General features: G+C 34.6%; 23 protein-coding genes. 17 read left to right on the top strand and 6 right to left on the bottom strand.

All coding sequences use genetic code 11. The features are described from left to right. The first annotated feature begins 56 nt into the window (after positions 1-56). The 5 genes from proB (at position 57) to argH (ending at position 5,458) form a co-directional block, all read left to right on the top strand. The gene (gene proB, locus ABEB31_RS12700) at positions 57-818 is read left to right on the top strand and encodes a glutamate 5-kinase (RefSeq protein WP_347051994.1); all 762 of its coding nucleotides are present in this window, start codon (positions 57-59) and stop codon (positions 816-818) included. A 75-nt stretch (positions 819-893) separates the two neighbouring features. After that, the gene (locus ABEB31_RS12705; RefSeq protein WP_347051995.1) at positions 894-1,841 is read left to right on the top strand and encodes an N-acetylornithine carbamoyltransferase; all 948 of its coding nucleotides are present in this window, start codon (positions 894-896) and stop codon (positions 1,839-1,841) included. Between the two features lie 99 nt (positions 1,842-1,940). Next, on the top strand, positions 1,941-2,714 hold the full coding sequence (gene argB / locus ABEB31_RS12710) for an acetylglutamate kinase (protein ID WP_347051996.1): 774 nt from the start codon (positions 1,941-1,943) through the stop codon (positions 2,712-2,714). Positions 2,715-2,967: 253 nt separating this feature from the next. Next, positions 2,968-4,038, top strand: a complete 1,071-nt coding sequence (locus tag ABEB31_RS12715; RefSeq protein ID WP_347051997.1) for a M20 family metallo-hydrolase — start codon at positions 2,968-2,970, stop codon at positions 4,036-4,038. A 139-nt stretch (positions 4,039-4,177) separates the two neighbouring features. Next, the gene (gene argH / locus ABEB31_RS12720) at positions 4,178-5,458 is read left to right on the top strand and encodes an argininosuccinate lyase (protein WP_347051998.1); all 1,281 of its coding nucleotides are present in this window, start codon (positions 4,178-4,180) and stop codon (positions 5,456-5,458) included. A gap of 72 nt (positions 5,459-5,530) precedes the next feature. Here the strand turns inward: argH and ABEB31_RS12725 are convergent, their stop codons facing one another. Then, positions 5,531-6,571 carry a pectate lyase family protein gene (locus ABEB31_RS12725; protein ID WP_347051999.1) on the bottom strand — a complete coding sequence of 347 codons (1,041 nt, stop codon included), beginning with the start codon at positions 6,569-6,571 and terminating at the stop codon, positions 5,531-5,533. A gap of 253 nt (positions 6,572-6,824) precedes the next feature. Here ABEB31_RS12725 and ABEB31_RS12730 point away from each other — a divergent pair, with 253 nt between their 5' ends. Together ABEB31_RS12730 and ABEB31_RS12735 are read left to right on the top strand one after the other, a co-directional pair. Then, on the top strand, positions 6,825-7,823 hold the full coding sequence (locus ABEB31_RS12730) for a DUF2157 domain-containing protein (RefSeq protein WP_347052000.1): 999 nt from the start codon (positions 6,825-6,827) through the stop codon (positions 7,821-7,823). Beyond that, positions 7,820-8,986, top strand: coding sequence for a hypothetical protein (locus ABEB31_RS12735; RefSeq protein ID WP_347052001.1), 1,167 nt, complete (start codon positions 7,820-7,822; stop codon positions 8,984-8,986). The genes ABEB31_RS12730 and ABEB31_RS12735 overlap by 4 nt, the downstream gene beginning before the upstream one ends. A gap of 63 nt (positions 8,987-9,049) precedes the next feature. Here the strand turns inward: ABEB31_RS12735 and ytxJ are convergent, their stop codons facing one another. After that, complete coding sequence (gene ytxJ, locus ABEB31_RS12740) at positions 9,050-9,439, bottom strand: bacillithiol system redox-active protein YtxJ (protein WP_347052002.1); 390 nt, start codon at positions 9,437-9,439, stop codon at positions 9,050-9,052. Positions 9,440-9,639: 200 nt separating this feature from the next. Here ytxJ and clpB point away from each other — a divergent pair, with 200 nt between their 5' ends. The 5 genes from clpB to ABEB31_RS12765 all read left to right on the top strand — a co-directional run bounded on the left by clpB (position 9,640) and on the right by ABEB31_RS12765 (position 15,938). Then, positions 9,640-12,237, top strand: a complete 2,598-nt coding sequence (gene clpB, locus ABEB31_RS12745; RefSeq protein WP_347052003.1) for an ATP-dependent chaperone ClpB — start codon at positions 9,640-9,642, stop codon at positions 12,235-12,237. 391 nt (positions 12,238-12,628) lie between these two features. Continuing rightward, positions 12,629-13,513: a DUF808 domain-containing protein gene (locus tag ABEB31_RS12750; RefSeq protein WP_347052004.1), complete on the top strand. Its 885-nt coding sequence runs from the start codon at positions 12,629-12,631 to the stop codon at positions 13,511-13,513. Positions 13,514-13,770: 257 nt separating this feature from the next. Next, on the top strand, positions 13,771-14,181 hold the full coding sequence (locus ABEB31_RS12755; protein WP_347052005.1) for a hypothetical protein: 411 nt from the start codon (positions 13,771-13,773) through the stop codon (positions 14,179-14,181). A gap of 311 nt (positions 14,182-14,492) precedes the next feature. Then, on the top strand, positions 14,493-14,966 hold the full coding sequence (locus ABEB31_RS12760) for a DUF6169 family protein (RefSeq protein WP_347052006.1): 474 nt from the start codon (positions 14,493-14,495) through the stop codon (positions 14,964-14,966). Between the two features lie 81 nt (positions 14,967-15,047). Then, positions 15,048-15,938 (top strand): carbon-nitrogen hydrolase, encoded by an 891-nt coding sequence (locus ABEB31_RS12765; protein WP_347052007.1) that lies wholly within the window; start codon positions 15,048-15,050, stop codon positions 15,936-15,938. A 124-nt stretch (positions 15,939-16,062) separates the two neighbouring features. Here ABEB31_RS12765 and ABEB31_RS12770 read toward each other — a convergent pair whose 3' ends face one another. Together ABEB31_RS12770 and ABEB31_RS12775 are read right to left on the bottom strand one after the other, a co-directional pair. Next, a complete protein-coding gene (locus ABEB31_RS12770) occupies positions 16,063-17,331 on the bottom strand; it encodes an OmpA family protein (RefSeq protein ID WP_347052008.1) in 1,269 nt (422 codons plus the stop codon). 199 nt (positions 17,332-17,530) lie between these two features. Next, the gene (locus ABEB31_RS12775; RefSeq protein WP_347052009.1) at positions 17,531-19,048 is read right to left on the bottom strand and encodes a choice-of-anchor I family protein; all 1,518 of its coding nucleotides are present in this window, start codon (positions 19,046-19,048) and stop codon (positions 17,531-17,533) included. A gap of 180 nt (positions 19,049-19,228) precedes the next feature. On the opposite strand from ABEB31_RS12775, the gene ABEB31_RS12780 reads away from it, so the two are divergent. Next, positions 19,229-20,269 (top strand): agmatine deiminase family protein, encoded by a 1,041-nt coding sequence (locus ABEB31_RS12780; RefSeq protein ID WP_347052010.1) that lies wholly within the window; start codon positions 19,229-19,231, stop codon positions 20,267-20,269. Between the two features lie 207 nt (positions 20,270-20,476). Here ABEB31_RS12780 and fahA read toward each other — a convergent pair whose 3' ends face one another. Continuing rightward, the gene (gene fahA / locus ABEB31_RS12785; RefSeq protein WP_347052011.1) at positions 20,477-21,760 is read right to left on the bottom strand and encodes a fumarylacetoacetase; all 1,284 of its coding nucleotides are present in this window, start codon (positions 21,758-21,760) and stop codon (positions 20,477-20,479) included. Between the two features lie 109 nt (positions 21,761-21,869). Between fahA and glyA the strand changes: the two genes are divergently transcribed. The 4 genes from glyA to ABEB31_RS12805 all read left to right on the top strand — a co-directional run bounded on the left by glyA (position 21,870) and on the right by ABEB31_RS12805 (position 25,669). Next, complete coding sequence (gene glyA, locus ABEB31_RS12790) at positions 21,870-23,144, top strand: serine hydroxymethyltransferase (RefSeq protein ID WP_347052012.1); 1,275 nt, start codon at positions 21,870-21,872, stop codon at positions 23,142-23,144. 142 nt (positions 23,145-23,286) lie between these two features. After that, positions 23,287-23,880, top strand: a complete 594-nt coding sequence (locus tag ABEB31_RS12795) for a MiaE family protein (protein ID WP_142449243.1) — start codon at positions 23,287-23,289, stop codon at positions 23,878-23,880. Positions 23,881-24,102: 222 nt separating this feature from the next. Continuing rightward, positions 24,103-25,143 (top strand): GMP reductase, encoded by a 1,041-nt coding sequence (locus tag ABEB31_RS12800; protein WP_347052013.1) that lies wholly within the window; start codon positions 24,103-24,105, stop codon positions 25,141-25,143. A 22-nt stretch (positions 25,144-25,165) separates the two neighbouring features. Continuing rightward, positions 25,166-25,669 (top strand): GNAT family N-acetyltransferase, encoded by a 504-nt coding sequence (locus ABEB31_RS12805; protein ID WP_347052014.1) that lies wholly within the window; start codon positions 25,166-25,168, stop codon positions 25,667-25,669. Positions 25,670-25,875: 206 nt separating this feature from the next. Here the strand turns inward: ABEB31_RS12805 and ABEB31_RS12810 are convergent, their stop codons facing one another. Beyond that, a complete protein-coding gene (locus ABEB31_RS12810; RefSeq protein ID WP_347052015.1) occupies positions 25,876-26,598 on the bottom strand; it encodes a DUF6090 family protein in 723 nt (240 codons plus the stop codon). Positions 26,599-26,744: the final 146 nt, after the last annotated feature.

Below are 26,744 nucleotides of genomic sequence, written 5' to 3' on the forward strand. Positions count from 1 at the left end.
TTCGTGGCAAAAAAAAAACTTAGTGCCTTAGCGCCTTCGCGGCAAAAACAAAAGACATGGCAAAAAAAAGGATTTTATTAAAAATAGGAAGTAATACTTTAACCAAAGAAACCAATCATATTTCGCGGGGAAAGATTGAAGACCTTGGAATACAGATTGCAGCTTTAAACGACGAATATGAATTTATCATCGTAAGTTCCGGAGCAATTGCGGCGGCAAAGCAATTTGTGAAGCTGGATAATCAGGATAAAGATGTTTTTGTAAAGCAGGCTTTGGCATCTATTGGACAGCCTCATTTAATGCGGATTTACAATGAAAACTTTAAGGATCTAGGATTAAATACTTCGCAGTGTTTACTTTCTTATTCTGATTTTGAAAAAGAGCAGACCAAAAAGAACATTGTAAATACGATTAATGTATTAGTTAAAAATAATTACATTCCGATTATCAATGAAAATGATACTGTAGCGACAGATGAAATTCGGTTTGGAGATAATGATAAATTAGCAGCATTAACAGCAGTTCTTTTAAATGTTGATATTCTGATAATTGCAACCAATACAAACGGGATTTATACGAAAGAATCAATTGATAATGAAAATCCGGAGACAATTAAATTAGTTGAAGATTTAAAATTATTAGAAAAAGAAATCGGAGAATCAAAATCCTCACACGGAACAGGAGGAATGCAGTCAAAAATAGAAGCCGCCGGAATAGCAAAAGCAGCCCATATAGAAACCTGGATTGTCAACGGATTAAATGATAATTTTATTTTGAAAGCATTAAAGAACGAAATTCCATTTACAAAAATAATATAATGAGTCAATTAGAAAATTAGATAGTGTCACAATTATCTAATTACCAAATTATCACATTTTCTAATTAAAAAAAACATGAACTATATCTCAATAAATGACATCAACTCATTATCAAAATGGGTAAACCAAGCGATTAAAATCAAAAAAAATCCGCTTAAAAATCAAAGCTTAGGTAAGAATAAAACCTTAGGAATGTTATTCTTTAATCCAAGTTTAAGAACGCGTTTGAGTACGCAGAAAGCGGCTTTGAATTTAGGAATGAACGTTATGGTAATGAACTTTACCAACGAAGGCTGGACTCTTGAATTTGAAGACGGAGCTGTAATGAATTCGGGTGCTTCAGAACATATTAAAGAAGCAGCAGAAGTAGTTTCGCAATATTGTGATATTATTGCCATTCGTGCTTTTGCGGGTTTAGACGATAAAGAAAAAGACTATTCAGAAACCGTTATTTCAGGATTTTTAAAACATGCCACAGTACCAATTGTAAATATGGAAAGTGCTGTGCGTCACCCGCTTCAATCTTTGGCAGATGCAATTACGATGGAAGAATTCAAAACGAAACACAAACCAAAAGTAGTGCTTTCGTGGGCACCGCATCCAAAAGCTTTGCCACAGGCGGTTGCCAATTCATTTGTAGAAATGATGCAATTACAAAAAGATATGGACTTTGTAATCACACATCCGGAAGGTTATGAGTTAAGTCCGGAAATTACAAAAGACTGCCAAATCGAATACGATCAAAACAAAGCTTTTGAAAATGCCGATTTTGTGTACGTAAAAAACTGGAGTAATTTCAACGATTACGGAAAAGTAACCAATTCAGATCCATCTTGGACGGTTACAGCTGAAAAAATGGCTTTAACCAACAACGGAAAATTCATGCATTGTCTTCCGGTTCGTCGTAATGTTATTGTAAGCGATGAGGTTTTGGACAGCGAGAATTCAATCGTAATTCAGCAAGCAAATAATAGAACGTATTCTGCGCAATTGGTGTTGCAGAAGATTTTGAAGAAATTGTAAATTAAGGTTCAAAGCTACAAAGGCTCAAAGGCCCAAAGGTTTAAAAGCCTTAGAAAACCTTTGTTCCTTTGCACCTATGAACCTCCGAACCTTAAAAGTATGAACGTATCCGTAATAAAAATTGGTGGAAACATCATCGATAATCCAACAGAATTAGAACAATTTTTAACTGATTTTTCTAAAATAGAAGGATACAAAGTATTAGTTCACGGAGGTGGAAAATCGGCTACTAAAATGGCTGAAAGTATTGGTTTGATTCCCCAAATGATTGACGGACGACGCATTACAGATGCTCCCATGCTTGATGTTGTGGTAATGATTTATGCGGGACAAATCAACAAACATATTGTAGCGCAACTGCAGGCAAAAGACAATAATGCAATTGGATTTTCGGGAGCTGACGGAAATTTAATTCAGTCCACAAAAAGAAATCATCCAACAATTGATTACGGATTTGTAGGCGATGTAAAACAAGTCAATACCAAATTACTGGCTACATTATTAGAAACCGGAATTGTTCCTGTTTTCTGTGCGATCACACACGACAAAAACGGTCAATTGTTAAACACAAATGCTGATACAATTGCAAGCGAATTGGCAATTGCATTATCAGAAGTTTTTGATGTAACGCTTACTTATTGTTTTGAAAAACAAGGAGTTTTGCAGGATTCAGAAGACGATTCATCGGTAATTACAGAAATAAACGAAGAATTATATAACAAACTAAAAGCAGAAAAAGTTATCCATTCCGGAATGATTCCAAAATTAGATAATTGCTTTAATAGTTTGTCACGCGGAGTTCAGAAAATCAAAATAGGGCATCACAAAATGCTTCAAAATCCTGATGTTCTGCATACGACGATTACATTATAAAAGATGTTGTCGTTAATTACACAAATTGACACTAATTTTATCAGTTAAAAGAGAAAATAATTTTAGTTGCATATTAAAAAAAATATTTTGATTTTAAATCTGTTACAAAAAAACAATTTGTGGAAATCCGTGTAATTCGTGGCAAAAAAATAGAGCGCACAAGGTATTTTAAATAAATTTGCGCCAATTAAAAATGTTACAGATTTAATTAAAACTTTGTGACTTCGAGCCTTCGCGGCAAAGAAACCATACTATGAAAAACATTGCAACGCTTACCAAAGAAGCAATTGATTTATTAAGAAACCTGATTGAGACTCCTTCATTTTCAAGTGAAGAAGATCAAACAGCACTATTAATAGAAAATTGGTTCCATCAAAATGAGATTCCATTTAAGAGAGAAAACAATAATGTGTGGGCTTTCAACAAATATTTTGACGAAAATAAACCAACACTTTTACTAAATTCTCATCATGATACGGTAAAACCAAATCAGGCATACACCAACGATCCGTTTAAAGCAATCGAAAAAGACGGTAAATTATTCGGATTAGGAAGCAATGATGCCGGAGGATGTTTAGTTTCTTTACTGGCAACATTTGTTCATTTCTATGAAAATGAAAACCTGTCTCACAACATTGTTATTGTGGCTTCCGCCGAAGAAGAAAGCAGCGGAAAAAACGGTCTAAACAGCGTTTTAAAACATTTACCAGAATTAGATTGCGCGATTGTAGGCGAGCCGACTTTAATGCAATTAGCAGTTGCAGAAAAAGGTTTGTTAGTTCTTGACGTGAAGGTAAAAGGAACGGCTAGCCACGCGGCGCATCAAAACGACGATAACGCATTATACAAATCAATTCCGGTAATGGAATGGTTTAAAAACTATAAATTCGATAAAATCTCTGAGGTTTTAGGTCCAGTAAAAATGACAGTAACGCAGATCAGTGCCGGAAAACAGCACAACGTTGTGCCATCAGAATGTGATTTGGTTGTTGATATCCGCGTAACGGATTGTTATTCGAATACTGAAATTCTCGAAGTCGTAAAAGCAAATGTAAACGCCGAAGTTACACCAAGATCAATGCATTTAAACGCTTCGTCTATTCCAATTTCACACGGTTTAGTTCAGGCCGGAATTGCTTTAGGAAGAACAACTTATGGCTCGCCAACACTTTCAGATCAATCGGTTTTAAGCTGTCAGTCTTTAAAATTAGGACCTGGAGAAACACTGCGTTCTCATTCGGCAGACGAATTTATTTTTGTTAATGAAATAGAAGAGGGAGTCGATCTTTATATTAAAATATTGACTGGTTTCTTTAAATTATAAAAAAGAAAACCGCCACGAATTCACAAATTGTTTTTTTTACTATCTAAACGAAATATTAATTCGAATTAATTCGAAAAGGATAATCGCAAAGATTTGAAAAAACAATTTGTGAATTCGTGGCGAAAAAAAAACACAACCTATGAAACTTTGGGAAAAAGGAATACCAACCGATAAACAAATCGAACAATTCACCGTTGGAAACGACCGCGAATTGGATTTAGTTTTAGCAAAATACGATGTATTAGGCTCAATCGCGCACGCCAAAATGTTGGGACAAATTGGATTATTAACTGCAGAAGAAACAACTTCTTTGGTTGATGCATTAAACGATATTATTGCAGATATCGTAGTTGGAAATTTCGAAATCGAGGACAGTTTTGAAGATGTACATTCGAAAATAGAATATTTACTTACTGTAAAATTAGGCGATGCCGGAAAGAAAATCCATACCGCGCGTTCTCGTAATGATCAGGTTTTAGTAGATGTTCATTTATATCTAAAAGACGAAGTAAAAGCTTTAAAAGAACAGGTAAAAACACTTTTTGATTTGTTGATGGAATCAGCAGAAAAACATCAAAATGTACTATTGCCGGGTTATACGCATTTGCAAATCGCGATGCCGTCTTCATTCGGGATGTGGTTTTCTGCTTACGCCGAAAGTCTGATTGATGATATTACCATGCTGAATGCTGCCGGAAAAGTTGTAGATCAGAATCCGTTAGGTTCTGCAGCAGGTTACGGAAGTTCATTCCCAATCAACAGAACATTTACGACTCAGGAATTAGGTTTTGAAACCTTAAAGTTTAATGCTGTTGCGGCACAAATGAGCCGTGGAAAAGCAGAGAAAACGGTTGCTTTTGCGATGAGCAGTGTTGCTGCAACCTTATCCAAATTTGCAATGGACGTTTGTTTGTATATGAGCCAGAATTTTGATTTTATTGGTCTTCCTGCACATCTTACGACAGGTTCAAGTATTATGCCCCACAAGAAAAATCCGGATGTTTTTGAGCTAATCAGAGGGAAATGCAATAAGATTCAGGCGCTTCCATACGAAATTACTTTGATTACCAATAACCTTCCAAGTGGTTATCACAGAGATTTACAGTTATTGAAAGAAGGTTTATTTCCAGCAATTCAAAATTTAAAAGCATGTTTAGATATTGCTATATTTTCTATAAAAGACATTACCGTAAAAGACCATATTTTAGAAGATAAAAAATACGATTACTTGTTTACAGTTGATACTTTAAACGAAATGGTTGTTGCCGGAATGCCCTTTAGAGATGCGTACAAAGCTGTTGCAGAACAATTGGAAGCCGGAACATATAAGTCTCCAAAGGAAACCAGACATACACACGAAGGAAGTATAAATAATTTGTGTCTAGAGAATATAAAAGAAAAAATGAAAGCCGCTTATTAGCCGTTTTTACTCAAATAAAAGCCGATTTGCATTTCGATGTAAATCGGCTTTATTGTTTTTCTCTTTTAGCTTTTATGACCGAAAACTTATTACACCCATAGAACTAACCTGAAGCGTTGCGCCGGCGCCAGATGTTTTATTAGATACAGAATTTCTAACTTTATCCAGCGAAATTTTGCTGTAATTATAATTAGGTTTTATAACTTCTTCACCAAAATTTGAAGCACCATTGTGACAATTATCAAAAGCGATTCCTACTTTACCGCCATCTGTGCTTATGTATTCTTTAAATACTTTTTCTACTTCTTCAAAATCAGTTGCCTCCACGTAACAAGTGGCATTTTTCTGCCCGCCTCCAAGACCAATGGCAACCGAACCGGATTCTGATGTTTTATAAAGACAATTTAAAACGTGAATTTCTGCATTTCTTGCGCGTGGCATTCTCTGTGTGCAACCCTGTGCCCAATAACAATTTTTAAAAGTAATGCTGTAATGCCCGTCAGCCGGGAAATCATTTTTGCCGGAACCAATTAAATTACTAAATCGATGATCATCTGCTCCACCAGTTCCATTAGCTTTTGGAGTTTTTAGATATGTAAATTTTGTCCAGGAAACCGTCACATTATCTGCGGCACCTTTATTATCAAAATTCCCATCCATACCGTCCTGGAATTCGCAATGATCGACCCATAAATTAGTCGCTTCAGAGGTAAGATTATCATGTCCGTCAACATCATACGCTCCAGGTCCTTCAAAAATCAGATTTCGAATGATAATATTATCTGATCCTGCTTTTAAATTCAAAATTCCGGAACCCGCAGTGGTTTGATCCGTATTTACCAAACGAGCGCCGGGAAGTCCGATGAGTGTTTTGTTTTTTACAAGTACACTAGTATAAGAGCCTTGTATAATTCCGGAAACTAAGATTACCTTTGGAGAGGCAGATTTTAATTGTGCGGTCAATTCTCCCCAGGAAGATACTGTTACAGAAGGAGTGTCTCCACCTCCGGTCGCAGCAGCGCCAAATCCTTCTGGTTTATTCATATTATAATTTTGAGAAAAAAGACAGGAGAGTGGAACGAGCCATGTAATTAATAATAATTTAATTTTCATTTAAACATTTTTTGGGTTTGATAGTTAATGTAATCGATTGCACAAATTTATAATAATATAAATAATTTCAAATTAATATTTTGATTTATGATCTACAGTTTTGAAAAACAAGTGTTTTTAGTATTTCTTCTGAACTACTTTAATTTTATTTTTCAATTCCTCTTTTTAAAAGAATAAAATAGAAATTAGAAAACACTAAGAATGTATTTTGATCATAAAACACTTATATTTGAATACACCAATTTATGTGCCAATGAAAAAATTTAGCGAGCAGGCTAGTAAAGATCTTTTTGAAAAAGGTTTGATCACAGAAAATCAGTTTAACGAAATTCAGACTTACAAAAGTCTTCAGATATTTTCGTTAAATGCCGAATTAAAGCTCTTTTTGTACCTTTCTGTCATTCTTTTTACATCGGGAATTGGAATTTTAATCTATGATAATATCGATACAATTGGGCATATAGCCATTCTTTCTCTGTTACTAATTGTCATTGCGGTTTGCTTTTTTTATTGCTTTAAACATTCTAAAGGTTTCGAGAAAGAAGAAACAAAATTCGAACATCCTGTTATAGAATATCTGGTTTTGGCCGGTAATATATTAACCTGTATTTTTATTGGTTATCTTCAGTTTCAATACAAGCCTTTTGGAGAACATTATGGTTTGGCAACACTGGTTCCCACAATCGTCAGTTTCTTTTGTGCGTATTATTTTGACAATAAGAGTGTGTTGACTATTGCAATTACGGGACTGGCAGCGTACGTCGGACTCTCTGTTACGCCACAAACCTTATTAGGAAATAATGATTTTTATGCCAGTCAGAGCCTGAGTTATTCAGCCGTAATCCTGGGCGTTCTGTTAATTTTGTGGACTATTTATTCTCGTAAAATTTCGCTTAAGACACACTTTGGATTAATTTTCCTCACTTTTGCACTGCATATTATTAGTATTGCCGCCATAAGCAACCTTCTCAATTATGATATTTTTATCGGGATGATTTTTGCAGTTGTTTTAGGAGCTTCGACCTATTATTTTTATAAGGCAAGTTATGATTATAAGGCAATGTCATTGTATGTATTCATGATTATATATGCTTACGTTGGGGGAAATATATTGGTGTTTAGAATTTTTGAAAATATTGATTTTTCAGAGTTATTTACACTGATTATACTAGGACTTCCGATTTACTTCGTCGGATCCATTATATTATTTATTAAACTGATTAAAAACTTCCATAAGGAAATTGCAATATGATTGTATTCAATAAACAATTACTAGATAATGAAGCTTTAAATGACGAAGCAGATACTCTATATAAAGGCGGATTTATTAGCAAGGAGCAAAAAAAATTAATTGAAAAAGAATTGCCTGTTTTAAAAAGTCAACATAATATTTTAGTTAGACTGGGGTTCTTTTTGTTAGGATCTTTTCTGTATTCCTCAATTTGTGGTACTATTTCCTTGCTGGGATTAAGTGGTGAAAATGTATTCTTTGAAATCTGTTGCTATCTTTTTGCAATAGTGGGCTTTGTCGGAGCTGAATTACTTGCTAAGCAGAATTATCACAACCACGGGTTAGATGATGCTTTTATCTTGGGAGCACTTTTAAATCTTGGTGTTGCTGTCGGCATTACAACTGACGGCTATGAAATTGTGATCGCCTTGTTTCTTGCAGCCGGATCAATGTTTATGTTTTTAAGATATCTCTATTTATGGGCCATGTTGGTTTTTTGTCTGGCAGTTTCGGCTTTGCTGTTTTTTGGAATGTTCGAATTTGGTCAGATTGGGAAAGCAATTTTACCATTTGTAACAATGATTTTTGCAGCGGTTTTTTATTTTTTCACAAAAGAAAAAATAAAGCATTTAAGGGTAATCTATTATTACAACGGACTGCTTTTAGCCAATAGTTTTTGTTTAATTCTGTTTTATTTTTCCTGTAATTATTTAATTGTACGGGAACTTTCTGTAGAACTTTTAGGAACAGATGTTAAACCCGGAAGCGATATACCTTTTGCATATTTCTTTTATATATTTACATTCATCGTTCCCTTAATTTATCTGTTTCAGGCTTTAAAAACCAAAGACAGAATCATGCTTTGGATCAGTTTTTTAGCAATAGCATTTTCAATTTATACCATACGTTTTTATTATTCCGTATTACCAATTGAAGTCGCTTTAACTTTTGGTGGTATTATTTTATTTGGAATAGCTTATTTTTCAATAAAAAATTTAAAAGAAAAAGAAAGTGGTTTGACATTCAGGCCAGACCGAATCAATCACTCAGAAGCTCTTTTAAATGCCGAAGCCCTAATTGTGGCTTCAGCCTTTGGAATGAAACCAGAAGTAAAACCCGAAACTTCGCCAATGGAATTTGGAGGAGGCGGTTTTAGTGGGGGAGGATCCGAAGGAAATTTTTAAGCATTATGAGTTATGAACGCTGTCGAAATTGCTTATAGTTCATAACCCATAATTCCATAACTTTTAAACTTTACTTTTCAATGCATGTGCATCGATTTCACTGTGCGATGCATTGTAAACTGCTTTTCCATTTTTGATTAAAATCAATTGTGGCGATTCGTGATACACACCAAATCTGCTTGCAATTTCATTAGAAACATCACGATGTGCAATTAAATCCAGGAAATAGGCATCTACAACATCTGTAAGATCATATTCTCTTTCAAATTGTTTCAAAGCCATTCGGCTGATGCTGCATCTTGTACTGTGCTTAAATATAACAACAGGTTTTTCAGCGGAAATGGCCTGTATTTCTGCTAGTTGAAGTACATCTGTTAATTCTGTCCAGTTTACATTACTTTTTGGGGTTTCTGAATTTTCAGAACTTCCAAATATTGAATTAAAAAAACTCATATTGTCTTGATTTATGACTTTTTGACATTTTTAAAGTGTATGAAAACAACTTTAAATGCCATTTTGTCTGTTTTATTAGTGTGGAATATCTTTTGTCTATTGGTACAAAGTTAGAATAATTGACGAAAAAATGTAGCTCAATAAATTGTAACTTTAATCTAATAAGTAATTAAAGATAATCAATCATAAATCAAAAAGATATGAATATAAATAAGTTTACCATTAAATCGCAGGAAGCCATACAGTTGTCGCAGCAATTAGCACAGCGAAATGGTCAGCAGCAAATTGAAAATGAACATATTTTCAAGGCAATTTTTGAAGTTGATGAAAACGTTGCGCCTTTTATATTAAAAAAATTAAATGTGAATGTGCCGTTGTTTTTGCAACTTCTCGATGCAACAATTCAGAGCTTTCCAAAAGTTTCGGGCGGTGATATTTTACTTTCAAGAGATGCAAATAAAGCATTGAATGAAGCAGAGATTATTGCGCAAAAAATGAACGACGAATACGTTTCTATCGAACATTTGATCCTGGCAATTTTTGACTCAAAAAGTAAAGTTTCTCAAATCTTAAAAGATCAGGGAGTTACAGGAAAAGGGCTGAAAGCTGCCATTGAAGAATTAAGAAAAGGTGAAAGAGTAACTTCGGCTTCAGCAGAAGAAACGTATAATTCGCTAAATAAATATGCTAAAAACTTAAACGAATTAGCCAGAACAGGAAAATTAGATCCGGTTATTGGCCGTGACGAGGAAATTCGTCGTGTTTTACAGATTTTAACCCGAAGAACCAAAAACAACCCAATGTTAATTGGTGAGCCTGGTGTTGGTAAAACAGCAATCGCAGAAGGTTTGGCGCATAGAATTGTAGACGGCGACGTTCCTGAAAACTTAAAGGATAAAATCGTTTTCTCACTGGATATGGGAGCTTTGATCGCCGGAGCAAAGTTTAAAGGAGAATTTGAAGAGCGTTTAAAATCGGTTGTAAAAGAAGTTACCGCGGCAGAAGGTGATATTGTTCTTTTTATTGATGAAATTCATACGCTTGTTGGTGCAGGTGGAGGAGAAGGAGCCATGGATGCGGCTAACATCTTAAAACCAGCTCTGGCACGTGGAGAGTTACGAGCTATTGGGGCAACGACTTTAGATGAATATCAAAAATATTTTGAAAAAGACAAAGCGCTGGAAAGACGTTTTCAAAAAGTTCTGATTGACGAACCGGATACTGAAAGTGCTGTGTCGATTTTGCGTGGAATTAAAGAGAAATACGAAACACACCACAAAGTTCAGATTAAAGATGAGGCCATTATTGCCGCAGTGGAACTTTCTCAAAGATATATTACCAATCGTTTTTTACCGGACAAGGCAATCGACTTAATGGATGAGGCAGCTTCTAAATTGCGAATGGAAATCAATTCTAAACCAGAGGAACTGGATGTTCTGGATCGTAAGATTATGCAGTTGGAAATTGAGATTGAAGCCATAAAACGTGAAAAAGAAGAAAGTAAATTAAAAATTCTTCACATGGATCTGGCAAATCTTAAAGAAGAACGCAATGAGATCTATGCCAAATGGAAATCTGAAAAAGATATTGTGGACGGAATCCAGGCTGTAAAACACGAAATTGAAGATTTTAAATATGAAGCAGAGCGTGCAGAACGCGATGGTGATTACGGAAAAGTAGCTGAGATTCGTTACGGAAAAATAAAGGAAGCGCAGGAACGTCAGGAAGGGTTACAAAAACAATTGCAGGAATTTCAACAAGGTAATTCCTTAATTAAAGAAGAAGTTACCCGTGAGGATATTGCAGAAGTTGTAGCCAAATGGACCGGAATTCCGGTAACAAAAATGCTTCAGACAGAAAGAGAAAAACTGCTGCATTTAGAAGATGAGTTGCACAAACGTGTTGTAGGTCAGGAAGAAGCTATCGAAGCGGTAAGTGATGCCGTTAGAAGAAGCCGCGCAGGTTTACAGGATATGAAAAAACCTGTTGGAACATTTTTATTTTTAGGAACAACCGGAGTGGGTAAAACTGAATTAGCAAAAGCATTGGCCGAATACCTTTTTGATGATGAAAATGCCATGACCCGTATCGATATGAGTGAATATCAGGAACGTCACAGCGTGAGCCGTCTGGTTGGTGCGCCTCCAGGGTATGTAGGTTATGATGAAGGTGGACAATTGACGGAAGCAGTTCGAAGAAAACCTTATTCTGTGATTTTACTGGATGAGATCGAAAAAGCACATCCTGATACTTTTAATATTTTATTGCAGGTTTTGGATGAAGGCCGATTGACAGATAACAAAGGACGTCTTGCCGATTTTAAAAATACAATTATTATTATGACCTCTAATATGGGAAGTCAGATCATACAGGAAAAATTTGAAAACCTGAAGGGCGGAGTAGAAGCAGCCACAGAAGCAGCTAAAAACGAAGTTTTAGGATTGTTGAAACAAACTGTTCGTCCGGAATTCATAAACCGTATCGATGAAATTGTAATGTTTACACCTCTTACGGTAGATAATATTTCAAGAATTGTAAGCTTACAACTCAAAAGCGTTACGAAAATGCTGGCACTGCAGGGCATTACAATGGATGCAACTCCGGAAGCTATTGCTTACTTGTCAGACAAAGGTTATGATCCTCAATTTGGAGCAAGACCTGTAAAACGAGTTGTGCAGAGAGAAGTACTAAATCAATTGTCAAAAGAGATTCTGGCAGGAAATATTACGACAGAAAGTATCATTTTATTAGATGCTTTTGATGGCAAACTGGTTTTTAGAAACCAGACTGCACACTAATTATTTTTTATGTTAATCCTGAAAAGCATCAGTTGTAAAACTGATGCTTTTTTTTTTTGCCGTAAATTCTGAAACTTTTGCTGTGATTCATATAACGCACTATTTTTAAAAAATAGGCAACTTTAAATTTATAAAAATCAGCAAATTATTAATTAAAATTAAAAATCATGAACAATTTATTTAGAGGATTACTTGCAGGATACGGTGCTAAAAAATTAGGCGGAGGATGCTTCGGAACCATTATCGTTTTTATTATATTATGGGTTTTATTAGGACAGTGTAACTAGAAACCAAATAGCGGAATTAAAAGTTTAAAAGGTAATTTTGATGTGATATTATTGGGAAGATTAAGCCAAATTGTATAGATTCGCATCATTAAAATAAATTAAAAATGGCTTCAGGTTTTTTCGTTCTATTAGATGATATCGCAGCAATTATGGATGATGTTGCAGTAATGAGTAAAATTGCAGCAAAAAAAACAGCCGGGATTCTTGGCGATGATCTTGCAGTAAATGCCGAAAAAGCTTCGGGTTTTGCATCATCCAGGGAACTTCCCGTTTTGTGGGCAATCAGCAAGGGTTCTTTGCTTAATAAAATCATTATTTTGCCAATTGCATTTTTACTTAGTGCTTTTCTGCCGGTTGCAATTATTGTTATTCTTGTTTTAGGCGGACTTTTTCTGGCTTACGAAGGAGCTGAGAAAATTTACGAATTTATTTTTCCCCATAAACATGATGAATCAGAAGGAATAACTCAGGAAAATTTTACTGAGGAACAAATTCTTGAAATGGAGAAAGGAAAGATAAAATCGGCCATTATAACTGATTTTATTTTGTCTGTTGAGATTGTCATCATTGCACTTGGAACCGTAATTGAAGAACCGCTTACACAGCAGATTATCGTTACTTCTATAATTGCCTTAATTGCTACAATTGGGGTTTATGGTATAGTGGCTCTAATTGTTAGAATGGATGAAGCTGGCTATAAACTGATTAAATTCAGTAAAAACGAAAAAAGCATTTCCAGATTTATTGGAAATATTTTAGTAAAAGCGCTTCCGTTGGTTATAAAAGGTCTAACTGTTGTGGGTACAATTGCTTTGTTGCTTGTTGCGGGAGGAATTTTTGTACACTACATCCCGTTTTTCCACCATTATGTTCCAAGTATTAAGCTGCCTTCCATTCTCAAAGAATTTGTAATTGGTCTCGTATTAGGTTGTATCGTTTTGGGTTTTGTAAATCTTTTCAAGAAAATCTTCAAAAAGAAAACGGTTTAAAAGTCAATCAAAATATACTTTCAATTTAAAACATCAGTTTACAGCTGATGTTTTTTTTTTTTTGTTTAGATGTTGCCTGAGATAAACCAGAAACTTAATTTTAAAAGAAATAATGGTAATAAATATTTTTTTTAAATAAATAAGTTCTTGATTTATAATTCCTTAAATATTAAATGTAATTTTTTAACATTTTATTTAAGCAACCATTGCAACGAAACTGCATCTTCATAGTAATTAACAATTAATTATTATTTTATATGAAAAGTTTTAGATTAAAATCGGTTTTGGTAGTATTATTTTTATCAATTGCATTTGTTTCATGCAGTAATGATGATGACGAAAAAACTGCTCCACAAACTGAAAAGCCAGCATTAGTAACAGAAGTTAAAGGACCAGCGACGGGGAAAGTAAATGACGAATTAAGCTACGAAGTTACATTTGTCCTGGATAATGCTTGCGGAGAATTTGAGAAAATCTCTGAGGTAACTATTGGTGCTGTAAAAGGATTGCAGGTAATTGCAAAATATCCAACCGGCGTTTGCACACAACAGGTTCCGGAACCAAAAAAGACAATTTATAAATTTAAATCTGCCGCAAAAGGAACTTTTGAAATCAAATTCAAAAAATCAGAAACAGAATTTATAACTCAGAAAGTTGTAATAGAATAACAGCTTTTTTCTTTGATATTTTTAAGGTTGAAAGCTATTTTACAGAGTTTTAGTTTTAAAGCTGATGGAAAATATTTTTAAAAATTAATGCAAGAAATGTCATTAGTTAAATAGTTCGAATTCGTTAAAATACTTTTTGTAAGTTTTTTTTCTTACATTTGCATACCAATCAAAAACAATATGCAGAAGACAATAATCATAAAGCCAAATTCAAAAACAATTTCTGTTTTAAAAAAAATGGTTGATTTAAAAGAAGAACATCGAAAAGAGGTTTTAGCTAGAGCAATGAAAAAATAAAAAGTCATTTCTTAATGTATCAGTATATTTCAGAAGAGGGTTTATGCCCTCTTTTTTATTTTACAACAAAATATAATTTAAAGTATTTTGTTAGTTTTAGAAAGATAGATTTTGAAAATGAATATTTTCGAAATTTATTTTTTGTTGATTTTTATGAGGCAGACAATCAAAAATTTTTTAATGATCCAAATATTGAGATTACAATAATTAATATCATAAACAAATACTTTGATGCAAATCCGAATATAATATTAAATTATGTTTGTGATGTAGTCGATTATAAACAAGATTTTAGAAAAAGACTATTTGATAAGTGGTATTTGAATTCTAAAACAAATATGTTTTCCAAGATAAATTTTCAATATAAGATTCCGGAAGATTGTATTAGTTATCATTTAGGTTTTATTTTTAATAGTAAATTTTATAAGGAAGAAGAATTAATTGAGAATGTTACTTCTCAATTGGACGAATTTACTAACCTAAAATAATGTCTGTTGACTTTTTTGCGAAAATGTAAAACTTTGACATTCCTTCAAAATTTACTATTTTTGCACTCTAAATTTTATGTCATGCCGAAAAGAAAATATAAAATATCTGTTATTCAGTTAAATCTGAATGACAATGCCGAAAATAATCTTAAAAAATGTATCAGCTGGGTAAAAGACGCTGCAAATCAGGGCGCAGAGGTAATCCTGCTTCCGGAATTATATAGCAGTCATTATTTCTGTCAGAGTGAAGATGTAGATAACTTTGCATTAGCGGAGCCATTGTACAGTACTTCATTTATAGCATTTAGTGCACTGGCAAAAGAACTGGGTGTTGTAATTATTGTTCCTTTCTTTGAAAAAAGAATGGCTGGAATTTATCACAACAGTGCGTATATTATAGATGCAGACGGAACAGAAGCTGGTTTGTACAGAAAAATGCATATTCCGGATGATCCTCATTTTTATGAGAAATTCTATTTTACGCCGGGTGATTTAGGTTTTAAGGCTATTGAAACTAAAAAAGGAACTGTAGGAACTTTAATCTGTTGGGATCAATGGTATCCTGAAGCAGCTCGTATTACAGCGCTTAAAGGTGCAGAAGTTTTATTTTATCCAACAGCAATTGGTTGGCATCCGAAGGAAAAAGAGCAATACGGCGAAAATCAATATGGTGCCTGGATGAATGTAATGAAAGGTCACGCTGTTGCAAACGGAGTTTTTGTGGCTGCCGCAAACAGAATTGGTTTAGAAAAATACATTGAAGGAACAGAAGGAATTCAGTTCTGGGGAGCTTCTTTTATAGCAGGACCGCAAGGAGAAATTTTAGCTCAGGCTTCTCACGATAAAGAAGAAATATTAATTGCAGAAGTTGATTTGGATTTACAGGAAAATGTTCGTCAAAACTGGCCATTTTTCAGAGACAGAAGAATTGATGCTTTTGAAGATATTACCAAAAGAGCAATCGATAAATAATTTATCAATAATAAATATAGAAAAGGACAAAATGCAAATTTTGTCCTTTTTTGTTTGGAAAGTTTTATAAAAAAAAGGGCGGATTCAATTTCTGAATCCGCCCTTCTATATATTTGTATTAGAATTATTTCACCTGGAAAGTAACTCTTCTTACGATTTGACGTGCTTCTTTAGAATTCTTGTTAACAGAAGTATCTTCTCCATTAGCAATTACATTCAGTCTTGATGCATCAATTCCAGCATTAACTGCTACAGCTTTAACAGCTTCAGCTCTTTTTCTGGATAAAGTTGTGTTGTATTCAGAACTTCCAATTTCATCAGAATAACCAATAATATCAGCAGATTTACCAGGATTATTTTTTAGGTATTTCACTAAGAAATCAACTCCGGATAAGGAAGCATTTGTAGGTTTAGACGAATTGAAATCGAAATAAACATTTACATATCCTCCGTTAATTAATTGCTCAACAGTACCGTTACTTGCAACCTGACTACCTTGTTTAACATAAGTTTTGTCTAAGTAGCTTTCTAACTCATCAGGAACACCATTTTGATTTGTATCAATAGATTGTCCTTTTGTATTAACAGCAACTCCAGAAACTGTATTTGGTTCTAAATCGTATAAATCAGCAACTCCGTCTTTATCTGTATCTAAAAGACCAGTTTCAACTAAGTCCACTCTTTTTTCCAATTCAGTAATTCTGTCTTCTTCACCAACCCAGTCAGCATGTTTTTCGTTTTTACCTAAGTAGAAGGTTAAACCAACAGAAGCGTTTAATAATACACCGTCAAAGGCTCCTGTAGAGGTATTACCCATTCCGTCAAAGTTCCAGTTTTGTCTTCCGTTAACGATTCCTGTAAGGTCACCAGTTAACGCAACTCTGTTACTTAATCTAATTTGTCCAGTTAAACCAGCAATTCCGTGTGCAACATAATCTTGTCCTCCAAAACCAGTTTCAGTACTAATTTGACCAACCCCAAAACCACCATGAGCTAAAATTCCAATTGTGTTTGTCCAGGTTTCAAAATTTAAAGCACGACCTACGTTTATTACCCCTTGCAAACTTGCTCTAACATATCTGCTTTCAAAATCAGGAGTATTTTTTTTCTCTTTAAACTGATCGTAACCAACGTCTAATTTTAAACCAAATTTTGGACTAAACATATATCTTACACCTAAATCTCCGTGAAAGAAGTTTGCAGTTTCTGTAGCGTAACCAGGAGTCATTGTTCTTGTTGGTTTATTTACACCACCATTAAGTTCAATAGACCATTTGTTGAATTCCTGGCTTGTACTAGGTGTAGTAGACACTGTAGACGTGGTAGCCATATTTTGTGCGCCTGCGGCAAATGATAGTAATAATAAGGATACTGATACTAATTTCTTTTTCATGTTATCAAAAATTAAATTGTTTTTTATTTTAACTGAGAACAAAATTAGACGTCGAATTCCAGAATGTGTTGTATATGCCGTTACATAATTTCCATCTTTTGGCTTTTAATTGTGTAAATACGTTAAAATAAGCACAATAGAAAGCAAAAAAAAAAGGACAAATTCACATTTTGTCCCATTTTGTAATTTTTATAGTTTATTATTTCAGGTCTGGCTGAAAGATTTTAACAGTTCCGTCACCCTCACTGCTTACAACTAGCAAGCTTCTCTTAGTCGGACTTTTTGAGGCTGGAATAAATAATAGTCCTTCTGGTGCATCGCCTGTTTTTACCGTTTGCAGGTATTGCGGCGCTGCAGGATTTGTCACATCATACGTCATAAAGGCATCAGATCTTTCAAGTCCGACAAATAAAATGTTCTGATTTCCCATTTTTGTAACATATACAGCTTCAGGTTCAGATCCTTTGTCATCACTTCTTTTATCGTCATAAGTACCTAATTCATTTGTTTTTTTATCTATGTCATTTTTACTGTCATAAACAATTTTTCCGGTATTGCCGTTCCATATAGAAAATGATCGTGCCCCAAAACTTACCAGTTCGTCAAGATCTCCGTCTCCGTCAGTATCTCCCATATCGGTAACCAGATTAAGCCTTCCCAAATTAGCATCCAATTTTAAAGTAGCAGCATCCGGAAAAGCAATGGCGTCCAATTGCATGCTTTTCATACGTTTAACGTCAGAGTAGGCATTGTATTCTCTTGCATCTCCTTCATTTGCAGTTACAAAATAAGGAACATTATTCATAGAAAAATGACTTATTGCATCTGGCATATAAAGACCCTTTACTTTCCATGGATTAAAAGCAATTTTATTATCACTGTCACTTACATCAATTGCGTTTTCGGCATTATTGTAATCTTTTAAACCTAAAGGATATATAGCAGTTATGGTTTTAGAAGCAATATCAACTTTTGCTACCCCATTGTTTTCCTGTAAAGTAACCCAGGCGGTTTTAGAATCGTCAGAAATTGTAATGTATTCCGGTTCAATATCCTGAGCAAAACTCTTGGCAAATTTCGAAATTCTGAATCCGTCTTTTGCCAATGCGGCTGCCTGTCCGCTGAAGGAAGCGAAATCTAAAGTCGTTACAGAGAAAGTAGCAGTATCAATAATCGAAATAGTACCGTTTGGATCTAGTAAATAGTCGGTACTTGGTTCTCCTTCATTAGCGGTCATAATATATTTGCCATCCGGAGAAAAGGTTACCATATCAGGTAAAGCACCAACTGTAACCTGTTTAATTAAAGTGTAATCAGAAGTATTAAAAACGACTACTTTCCCATTTCCTTGTTTGTTTACAGTTGATTCTAAAGCCACAGCGAGTTTACCATCAAAAACAGATACGCTGTTTGCAGCTCCTTCGTAGGCAGCTAAATCAATTTTTCCAATTTTAACCGGTTTTGTCGGATCGCTAATATCAATAACATCAATTTGGTTTACACCACTATTATTTACAGTAAAAAGTCGCTTTGTTTTTTCGCAGTACGCAGAAATTTCTGCAGCAGCTTCTCCGCCAATTGTGATAGAGCCAATTTCTTTAAATGTGGCAGGATTCTCGTTTGCAACTACTTCAGGTTGCGTGTTTGAGTTGTCTTCATTATTACAGCCAGCCAAAATAGAAAGCAGTGCCAATAATGAGATTGATATTTTTTTCATGTGTTAGTTTTTAGTTGTGCCAAAAATAGTGGGAGGTTTTATGTTGAACATTAAGGATTCATTATTTAATCTTTAACTTAATTTCTAAAAGATACATCTGCTGAAGTTTTGAATTGCTTTATAAATTTTCATAGTCCTTGCGAATGTTTATCTTTGCATTCTCTAAATAAGAACATATTTATGTCAACAAATAATAGAAGGTTTCCGGCAGAATGGGAAAAACAACAGGGAATTGTATTGTGTTTTCCGCATAACGGAAATGATTGGCCGGGAAAATACGAAGCCGTGCAATGGGCTTTTGTAGAATTTATAAAAAAAGTAGCCACTTTTGAAACTGTTTTTTTGCTTGTAGCAGACGATAAACTTAAAGACAAAGTTGCCACGATGCTGGAAATGGCGCGGGTTAATATGCCAAATATTTCTTTTATTATTCATAAAACAAATAGGAGCTGGATGCGCGATTCGGGACCCATTATCGTAAAAAATGGTTCAAAAAGAGAAGCTTTAAATTTTAATTTTAATGGCTGGGCGAAATACAAAAACTATCAGTTAGACAAATTTGTTCCGGGAAAAGTGGCCGATTTTATAGATATTCCCCTGACGCAGGTTATGTATAAGGGAAAGCCTGTAATTGTAGAAGGAGGAGCAATTGATGTCAATGGAAAAGGGACTTTGCTAACTTCTGAAGAATGTTTGATGCATCCTACCACGCAGGTTAGAAATCCCGGTTTTACGAAAGAAGATTATGAAGCTGTTTTTAAAGAATATCTCGGAGTAACGAATGTAATCTGGCTCGGAGACGGAATTGAAGGCGATGACACTCATGGACATATTGATGATTTGTGCCGATTTGTAAATGAAGATACGATTGTAACAATTGTAGAGACAGATAAAAACGACTCGAACTACAAACCTTTACAGGATAATTTGAAACGTCTTCAAAATGCAAAGTTAGAAAATGGAAAATCTCCCGTAATTGTAGCCTTGCCAATGCCAAAACGTGTCGATTTTGAGGATTTACGCTTACCGGCAAGTTATGCTAACTTTTTAATACTTAATAATTGCGTTTTAGTACCAACATTCAATGACAGTAACGACCGGGTGGCTTTGAATATTTTATCAGAATGTTTCCCTGATCGTGAAGTGATTGGTATAAGCTGTATCGATTTTATTTGGGGATTCGGAACATTGCATTGTTTAAGCCAGCAGATTCCGGCGTAATTATTGCAACGAAGACACAAAGTCACAAAGTTTGTTTATTGTTTCGCGGCGATTTGAGCGTATTTAATGATCTCAGTATTTGCTCAAATCTTTTTAAATCTGTGTGAAATAATTCAAATATTATGAAAAAATAAAAAGCTTGTTAGAACATTACTAACAAGCTTTTTTTATGGTTATAAATAACAATTAATCAATTTTATTCGTTCTTCACGGTCTGATATAGGGAGGTAACAATTGACTGCATACTTCTCCAAATCCAATTCTTACTTCTGCATTTTCGCAGAAACCGCGAATAATTACCGTGTCATTATCTTCAATAAATTTACGTTCGCTTCCGTCATTTAATTTTAACGGATTTTTCCCGCCCCATGTTAATTCTAACATCGAACCAAAACTATCGGGAGTTGGACCAGAAATGGTCCCTGAACCCATCATATCACCAGAATTTACACGACACCCGTTAGATGTATGGTGTGCCAATTGCTGACTCATTGACCAGTATAAATATTTAAAATTAGATTTAGAAATTACAGTTTCTTCCTGATCTTCCGGTTTTATTGAAACTTCTAAATGAATATCAAAAGCCTTCTTTCCTTTTGTCTGTAAATACGGAAGTGGAGTAGGATCTTGTTTTGGACCTTTTGTTCTAAACGGCTCTAACGCATCCATAGTAACAATCCATGGAGAAATAGAAGTAGCGAAGTTTTTGGCTAAGAATGGTCCCAGTGGCACATATTCCCATTTCTGGATATCACGTGCGCTCCAGTCATTCAGTAAAACCATACCAAAAATATATTCTTCTGCTTCATAAGTTGGGATATTTTCTCCCATAACGTTTACATCTGTAGTAATAAAAGCAGTTTCCAATTCAAAGTCTACTAATCTTGAGGCACCAAAAACGGGCGTTTCGTGACCAGCAGGCAACGTTTGTCCCATTGGTCTGTGTACCGGAATACCAGAAGGTACAATGGTAGAGCTTCTGCCATGATAGCCAACCGGCACATGAAGCCAGTTTGGTAACAGCGCATTTTCCGGATCACGGAACATTTTGCCAACATTAGTAGCATGTTCTTTACTGGAATAAAAGTCGGTATAATCGCCAATTAGAACCGGCAATTGCATTTCTATATCTTCGATATTAAATATAACAATATCTCTGTCTTTTGTTGAATCCCTAAGCTGCGGATTGTTTTCGTCAAAAATATCGGCAATACGATTACGAACAAGGCGCCATGTTTTTTTTCCGTCAGAAATAAAATCATTTAGCGTATCCTGCATAAACATATCGTCTGTTAATTCTATTCCTTCAAAATAGTTTAATTGTTGTAAAGCCCCTAAATCTATAGCATAATCGCCAATTCGGGTTCCTACCGTAACGACATTTTCTTTAGTAAGAAACACGCCGAAAGGGATATTCTGAATGGGGAAGTCACTATTATGAGGCACTTCTAACCATGATTTTCTACTTGTATCGTTGGCGGTTATAGGCATGTTGAATGTTAATTGTTTGTTGAAAAATTACATGTCAAATATATCATAATCTAGCAGTTTGACAAACGTTTTTTTGTATTTTTGCGTGAAATTAACGAAAAACAAAAAAATGCAACGCGACGAACAAATTTTTAATCTTATCCAAGAGGAGAAAGAAAGACAAATTCACGGACTAGAACTTATTGCTTCTGAGAATTTTGTAAGTGATGAAGTAATGCAGGCAGCTGGGTCTGTTTTGACTAATAAATATGCCGAGGGTTATCCGGGCAAAAGATACTACGGCGGTTGCGAAGTAGTTGACGTTATCGAGCAAATTGCAATTGACAGAGCTAAAGAATTATTTGGTGCTGAATATGCAAACGTACAGCCTCACTCTGGTTCTCAGGCCAATACAGCAGTTTATCATGCTTGTTTAAATCCTGGTGATACTATTTTAGGCTTCGATTTATCTCACGGTGGCCACCTGACTCACGGTTCTCCTGTAAATTTCTCAGGTCGTTTATACCGTCCGGTTTTTTATGGTGTAGATGCAGAAACAGGTCGTCTAGATTATGATAAAATTCAGGAAATTGCAACAAAAGAGCAGCCTAAATTAATTATCGCAGGAGCATCTGCTTATTCCCGCGATATGGATTTTGCACGTTTCAGACAAATCGCAGATAGTGTAGGAGCAATCTTATTTGCTGATATTTCGCACCCGGCAGGTTTAATTGCAAAAGGTTTAATGAATGATCCAATTCCACATTGCCATATTGTTTCTACAACAACTCACAAAACATTAAGAGGACCGCGTGGAGGTTTGATTCTTATGGGTAAGGATTTTGAAAACCCACAAGGTTTAAAAACGCCAAAAGGGGAAATCAGAATGATGTCTTCTTTATTAGATTTAGCTGTTTTTCCAGGAAATCAAGGTGGACCGTTAATGCACATTATCGCTGCTAAGGCAGTTGCATTTGGAGAAGCGCTTAAAGATGAATTCTTTGCATATGCAATGCAATTACAGAAAAATGCGAACGCAATGGCAGATGCCTTTGTAAAAAGAGATTATAAAATTATTTCTGGCGGAACAGATAATCACATGATGCTTATTGACTTAAGAAATAAAAATATTTCTGGTAAAGAAGCAGAAAATGCATTAGTAAAAGCAGAAATTACAGTAAATAAAAACATGGTTCCTTTTGATGACAAATCACCATTTATCACTTCCGGTATTCGTGTAGGAACAGCTGCAATCACAACGCGTGGATTAGTTGAAGCCGATATGGAAACTATCGTAGCCTTAATTGATAAAGTGCTTTCGGATCATACAAACGAAGATGTTATCGAAGAAGTAGCAAACGAAGTAAATGAAATGATGAGCGAAAGACCGATTTTCAAATACTAATTAAGTTTCAGGTTTAAAGTTTCAAGTTTAAAGTTTTGTGACGCGTAAAAAACGTAGAACAAAACTTTAAACTTTTTTAGTTTCGGATCGAACCTGAAACTTGAAACAAAGAAAACCTGAAACAAATAATACTAAAAAAAAAATGGGCGTATTAAGATTACAATTGCCAACCGACCCAAGATGGGTCAATATTGTGGAGAAAAACATAGAAGAAATCCTCACAGATCACGCCTGGTGTGAGCAAAAGGCTGCCACCAATGCGATTACAATTATTACAAACAATTCTGAGCATCAGGATCTAGTGAAGGATTTATTAGCTTTAGCTAAGGAAGAAATCGACCATTTTGAGCAGGTTCATAATATCATTATCAAACGCGGACTAAAATTAGGTCGCGAACGTAAAGACGATTATGTAAACGAACTTTATCAATACATGAAAAAAAGTGGGGACGGGAGCCGTGTGTCAGGTCTTGTAGAAAGATTACTTTTCTCTGCCATGATCGAAGCCAGAAGCTGCGAACGTTTTAAAGTGCTTTCTGAAAATATTCAGGATGAAGAACTGGCTGTTTTTTACAGAGAATTAATGGAAAGCGAGGCTGGTCATTACACTACATTTATTACATACGCGAGAAAATACGGAACGGGAATTGACGTGGAAAAACGCTGGAGAGAATGGCTCGCTTTTGAAGAATCGATTATTACGAATTACGGAAAAGGAGAAACCATTCACGGATAGTTATTTAGTTTCAGGTTCTTTTTGTTTCAGGTTGGCTTCAACTTCGCTCACGTTGAGCGAAGTCGAAACGCGCTCTAGCTAGAAAATACTGGTTTTCAATTTCTAATTTCAAGCCGCTAAACTTTGCGAATTTCTTTGAAATCTTTGCGCATCTATGTGGAAAAAAAATCTAAACTCTAAATCTAAAATCCCTATATTTGAGAGTAACCAATATTCAGCACAATGAGAATAGAAATGGACTTAAAATTAGGGTTTAAAGATGTAATGTTCAGACCCAAAAGATCAACGCTTAAAAGCAGGTCTGAGGTTAATCTGGAACAAAATTTTAAGTTTTTGCACAGCACAGCAAATTGGACAGGAATTCCCATCATGGCGGCAAATATGGATACGGTAGGAACGTTTGAAATGGCTGAGGTTTTGGCAAAAGAAAAACTCTTCACAGCTATTCATAAACATTACACTTTAAAAGAATGGAATAATTTCCTAAAAAAGGTAACGCCGGATTTCTATGATCATATTGCAGTAAGCACGGGAACCGGTAAGGAAGATTTTGAGAAAATCGGAAAAATAATAACGGCAAATCCGTTATTAAAATTCATTTGTATTGATGTGGCAAACGGATATTCAGAACATTTTGTTCAGTTTTTACAACAAACAAGACAACAATATCCCGATAAAATAATAATTGCCGGAAATGTAGTAACAGGAGAAATGACCGAAGAACTTCTTCTGGCGGGAGCAGATATCGTAAAAGTTGGAATTGGCCCTGGTTCGGTGTGCACAACTCGCGTAAAAACAGGTGTTGGATATCCTCAATTATCTGCCATTATAGAATGTGCGGATGCAGCTCACGGATTAGGCGGACATATTATAAGCGATGGCGGCTGCAGCACACCTGGCGACGTAGCCAAAGCTTTTGGAGCCGGAGCCGATTTTGTTATGTTAGGCGGGATGCTTGCCGGACATGCCGAAAGCGGCGGCGAATTGATCGAAATTAACGGTCAAAAATTCAGGCAATTTTATGGAATGAGTTCGAAAACTGCCATGGATAAACATGCAGGAGGAGTGGCTGAATATCGAGCAAGCGAAGGAAAAACGGTTCAGGTTCCTTTTAAAGGAAATGTACTAGAAACTGTTTTAGATATTTTAGGCGGAATTCGAAGCACTTGCACTTATGTAGGAGCTTCCAGATTAAAAGAATTAACTAAACGTACGACTTTCATCCGCGTAAGCGAACAGGAAAATCAGGTTTTTACAAAATAAAAAATACTTTTTTAAATAGAATATGATTACAATTTCAGAAGCAGGTTTAAGTGATATTAAAACAATTCAAAAAATCACTAATATTACCTGGCCACTTACTTACGGCGAAATCTTGACTAAAGAACAGTTAGATTATATGTTAGATTTATTTTATTCTGAAGAAGCTTTAGCAAAGCAAATTGAGAATAAAGAACAATTATTTTATCTAATTTCAGATTCAGAATCTACAATTGGCTTTATCGGAATCGAACATAATTATAAAAATGAAGCTATAACCAAAATCCATAAAATCTATCTTCTGCCGGAAACACAAGGAAAAGGTTACGGAAAAATAGTTTTTAAATCGATTGAAAAATTAGCTTTAGAAAACAATTCGAAAGCTCTTTTATTAAATGTAAACCGTTTTAATACGGCATTAAATTTCTATAAAAAGCTTGGTTTCGAAATTAAGGAAACAGTTGATATAGAAATTGGCAATGGGTATTTAATGGAGGATTATGTGATGGAGAAGAAAATACAAGATTAAATTTATAAGTAGTCTTGTCATTTCGACGACGGAGAAATCTTCGTAAGAAACTCTACAAAGATTGGACAGCTTTTCTATGCGGAGTTACTTGTGGAGAATTTTCCTTCGTCGAAATGACAAACTGTGTGTTGAACCATTTTATTGGTGATTAAAATAAAAAAATGCCAGTTTTTTAACTGGCATTTTTTTTATTCAATCAAACAATATTATTTCAAATCATATTCTTCATCAATCTGTTTAATAATAACTTCTCCAGATTTAATCAAATTATTGTAACGCTCGTAAATCTGATTCCACGGAATAAGATTTTTTGCCAGTTTTTTACCTTTTGGCGTTGTTAAAACCCTGAAATTATCTGTGGTACTTTCAGGATCAATTAGATTTTCATCTAAATAAGTTTGCAATTTTCTTTGATTTGAAAGCCATCCAGATTCAGATGAATTAACTTCAGAAAGTGTTTCCTGATAAAATTTCAGGATATTTAAAGAAAGAGAATCATTCTCTATATTTCCAATTCGGCCTGAAGAAACAAAACCATTAAATCTGTAAATTTTAGGTCTTAAATAAACATTTGTATTAATATATGCCAGTTGCTTTTTTAAAACTTCCTGATCGTAAGGATTGTTTTTATCTAAATTACTAAGTGAAGTGTATACTTTTCCAAAGTCTTGATATTGTTTAATGATCGTTTTGCTGTCATCAACATCACTTTGAATATCAGATTTTAATCCAAGCAAAAACTTTTTAACCTGTTCTTGTTCGTGTCTGTGTTCGCTCCATCCGTGAAGCCAGATCGATAAAGAAACAGCAAAAACAATAATGAAAATTTCTAAACCAATCTCTTTGATTTTTTCTACAAAAGTATGTTTTTTGTCTGTTGCTATTTCGTGCATTTTTTTGGTATGTTTAATTACTTCTAGTTCTGCCATTTTTATTGTTAAATATGGTTTAGTCGTGTCAAAAATATATTAAATGAATTTAAAACCGTGAAATATATTTAAATTAATTATTAAAAGATATTAAAAAGGGTATATGAAATATTTGTTAATCTGATAAAAAATGGCTTTAAAAATAA

It is taken from the genome of Flavobacterium olei (assembly GCF_039749035.1).
Taxonomy (GTDB): Bacteria; Bacteroidota; Bacteroidia; order Flavobacteriales; family Flavobacteriaceae; genus Flavobacterium; species Flavobacterium olei.

Coding starts and splice junctions, on each gene's coding strand:
- ABEB31_RS12770 (WP_347052008.1), bottom strand. CDS start 17,331: ATGAAAAAGAAATTAGTATCAGTATCCTTATTATTACTATCATTTGCC.
- argH (WP_347051998.1), top strand. CDS start 4,178: ATGAAACTTTGGGAAAAAGGAATACCAACCGATAAACAAATCGAACAA.
- clpB (WP_347052003.1), top strand. CDS start 9,640: ATGAATATAAATAAGTTTACCATTAAATCGCAGGAAGCCATACAGTTG.
- ytxJ (WP_347052002.1), bottom strand. CDS start 9,439: ATGAGTTTTTTTAATTCAATATTTGGAAGTTCTGAAAATTCAGAAACC.
- ABEB31_RS12750 (WP_347052004.1), top strand. CDS start 12,629: ATGGCTTCAGGTTTTTTCGTTCTATTAGATGATATCGCAGCAATTATG.
- proB (WP_347051994.1), top strand. CDS start 57: ATGGCAAAAAAAAGGATTTTATTAAAAATAGGAAGTAATACTTTAACC.
- ABEB31_RS12730 (WP_347052000.1), top strand. CDS start 6,825: ATGAAAAAATTTAGCGAGCAGGCTAGTAAAGATCTTTTTGAAAAAGGT.
- ABEB31_RS12735 (WP_347052001.1), top strand. CDS start 7,820: ATGATTGTATTCAATAAACAATTACTAGATAATGAAGCTTTAAATGAC.
- ABEB31_RS12755 (WP_347052005.1), top strand. CDS start 13,771: ATGAAAAGTTTTAGATTAAAATCGGTTTTGGTAGTATTATTTTTATCA.
- fahA (WP_347052011.1), bottom strand. CDS start 21,760: ATGCCTATAACCGCCAACGATACAAGTAGAAAATCATGGTTAGAAGTG.
- ABEB31_RS12715 (WP_347051997.1), top strand. CDS start 2,968: ATGAAAAACATTGCAACGCTTACCAAAGAAGCAATTGATTTATTAAGA.
- ABEB31_RS12725 (WP_347051999.1), bottom strand. CDS start 6,571: ATGAAAATTAAATTATTATTAATTACATGGCTCGTTCCACTCTCCTGT.
- ABEB31_RS12780 (WP_347052010.1), top strand. CDS start 19,229: ATGTCAACAAATAATAGAAGGTTTCCGGCAGAATGGGAAAAACAACAG.
- ABEB31_RS12800 (WP_347052013.1), top strand. CDS start 24,103: ATGAGAATAGAAATGGACTTAAAATTAGGGTTTAAAGATGTAATGTTC.
- ABEB31_RS12775 (WP_347052009.1), bottom strand. CDS start 19,048: ATGAAAAAAATATCAATCTCATTATTGGCACTGCTTTCTATTTTGGCT.
- ABEB31_RS12795 (WP_142449243.1), top strand. CDS start 23,287: ATGGGCGTATTAAGATTACAATTGCCAACCGACCCAAGATGGGTCAAT.
- ABEB31_RS12705 (WP_347051995.1), top strand. CDS start 894: ATGAACTATATCTCAATAAATGACATCAACTCATTATCAAAATGGGTA.
- ABEB31_RS12810 (WP_347052015.1), bottom strand. CDS start 26,598: ATGGCAGAACTAGAAGTAATTAAACATACCAAAAAAATGCACGAAATA.
- glyA (WP_347052012.1), top strand. CDS start 21,870: ATGCAACGCGACGAACAAATTTTTAATCTTATCCAAGAGGAGAAAGAA.
- ABEB31_RS12805 (WP_347052014.1), top strand. CDS start 25,166: ATGATTACAATTTCAGAAGCAGGTTTAAGTGATATTAAAACAATTCAA.
- ABEB31_RS12760 (WP_347052006.1), top strand. CDS start 14,493: ATGTATCAGTATATTTCAGAAGAGGGTTTATGCCCTCTTTTTTATTTT.
- argB (WP_347051996.1), top strand. CDS start 1,941: ATGAACGTATCCGTAATAAAAATTGGTGGAAACATCATCGATAATCCA.
- ABEB31_RS12765 (WP_347052007.1), top strand. CDS start 15,048: ATGCCGAAAAGAAAATATAAAATATCTGTTATTCAGTTAAATCTGAAT.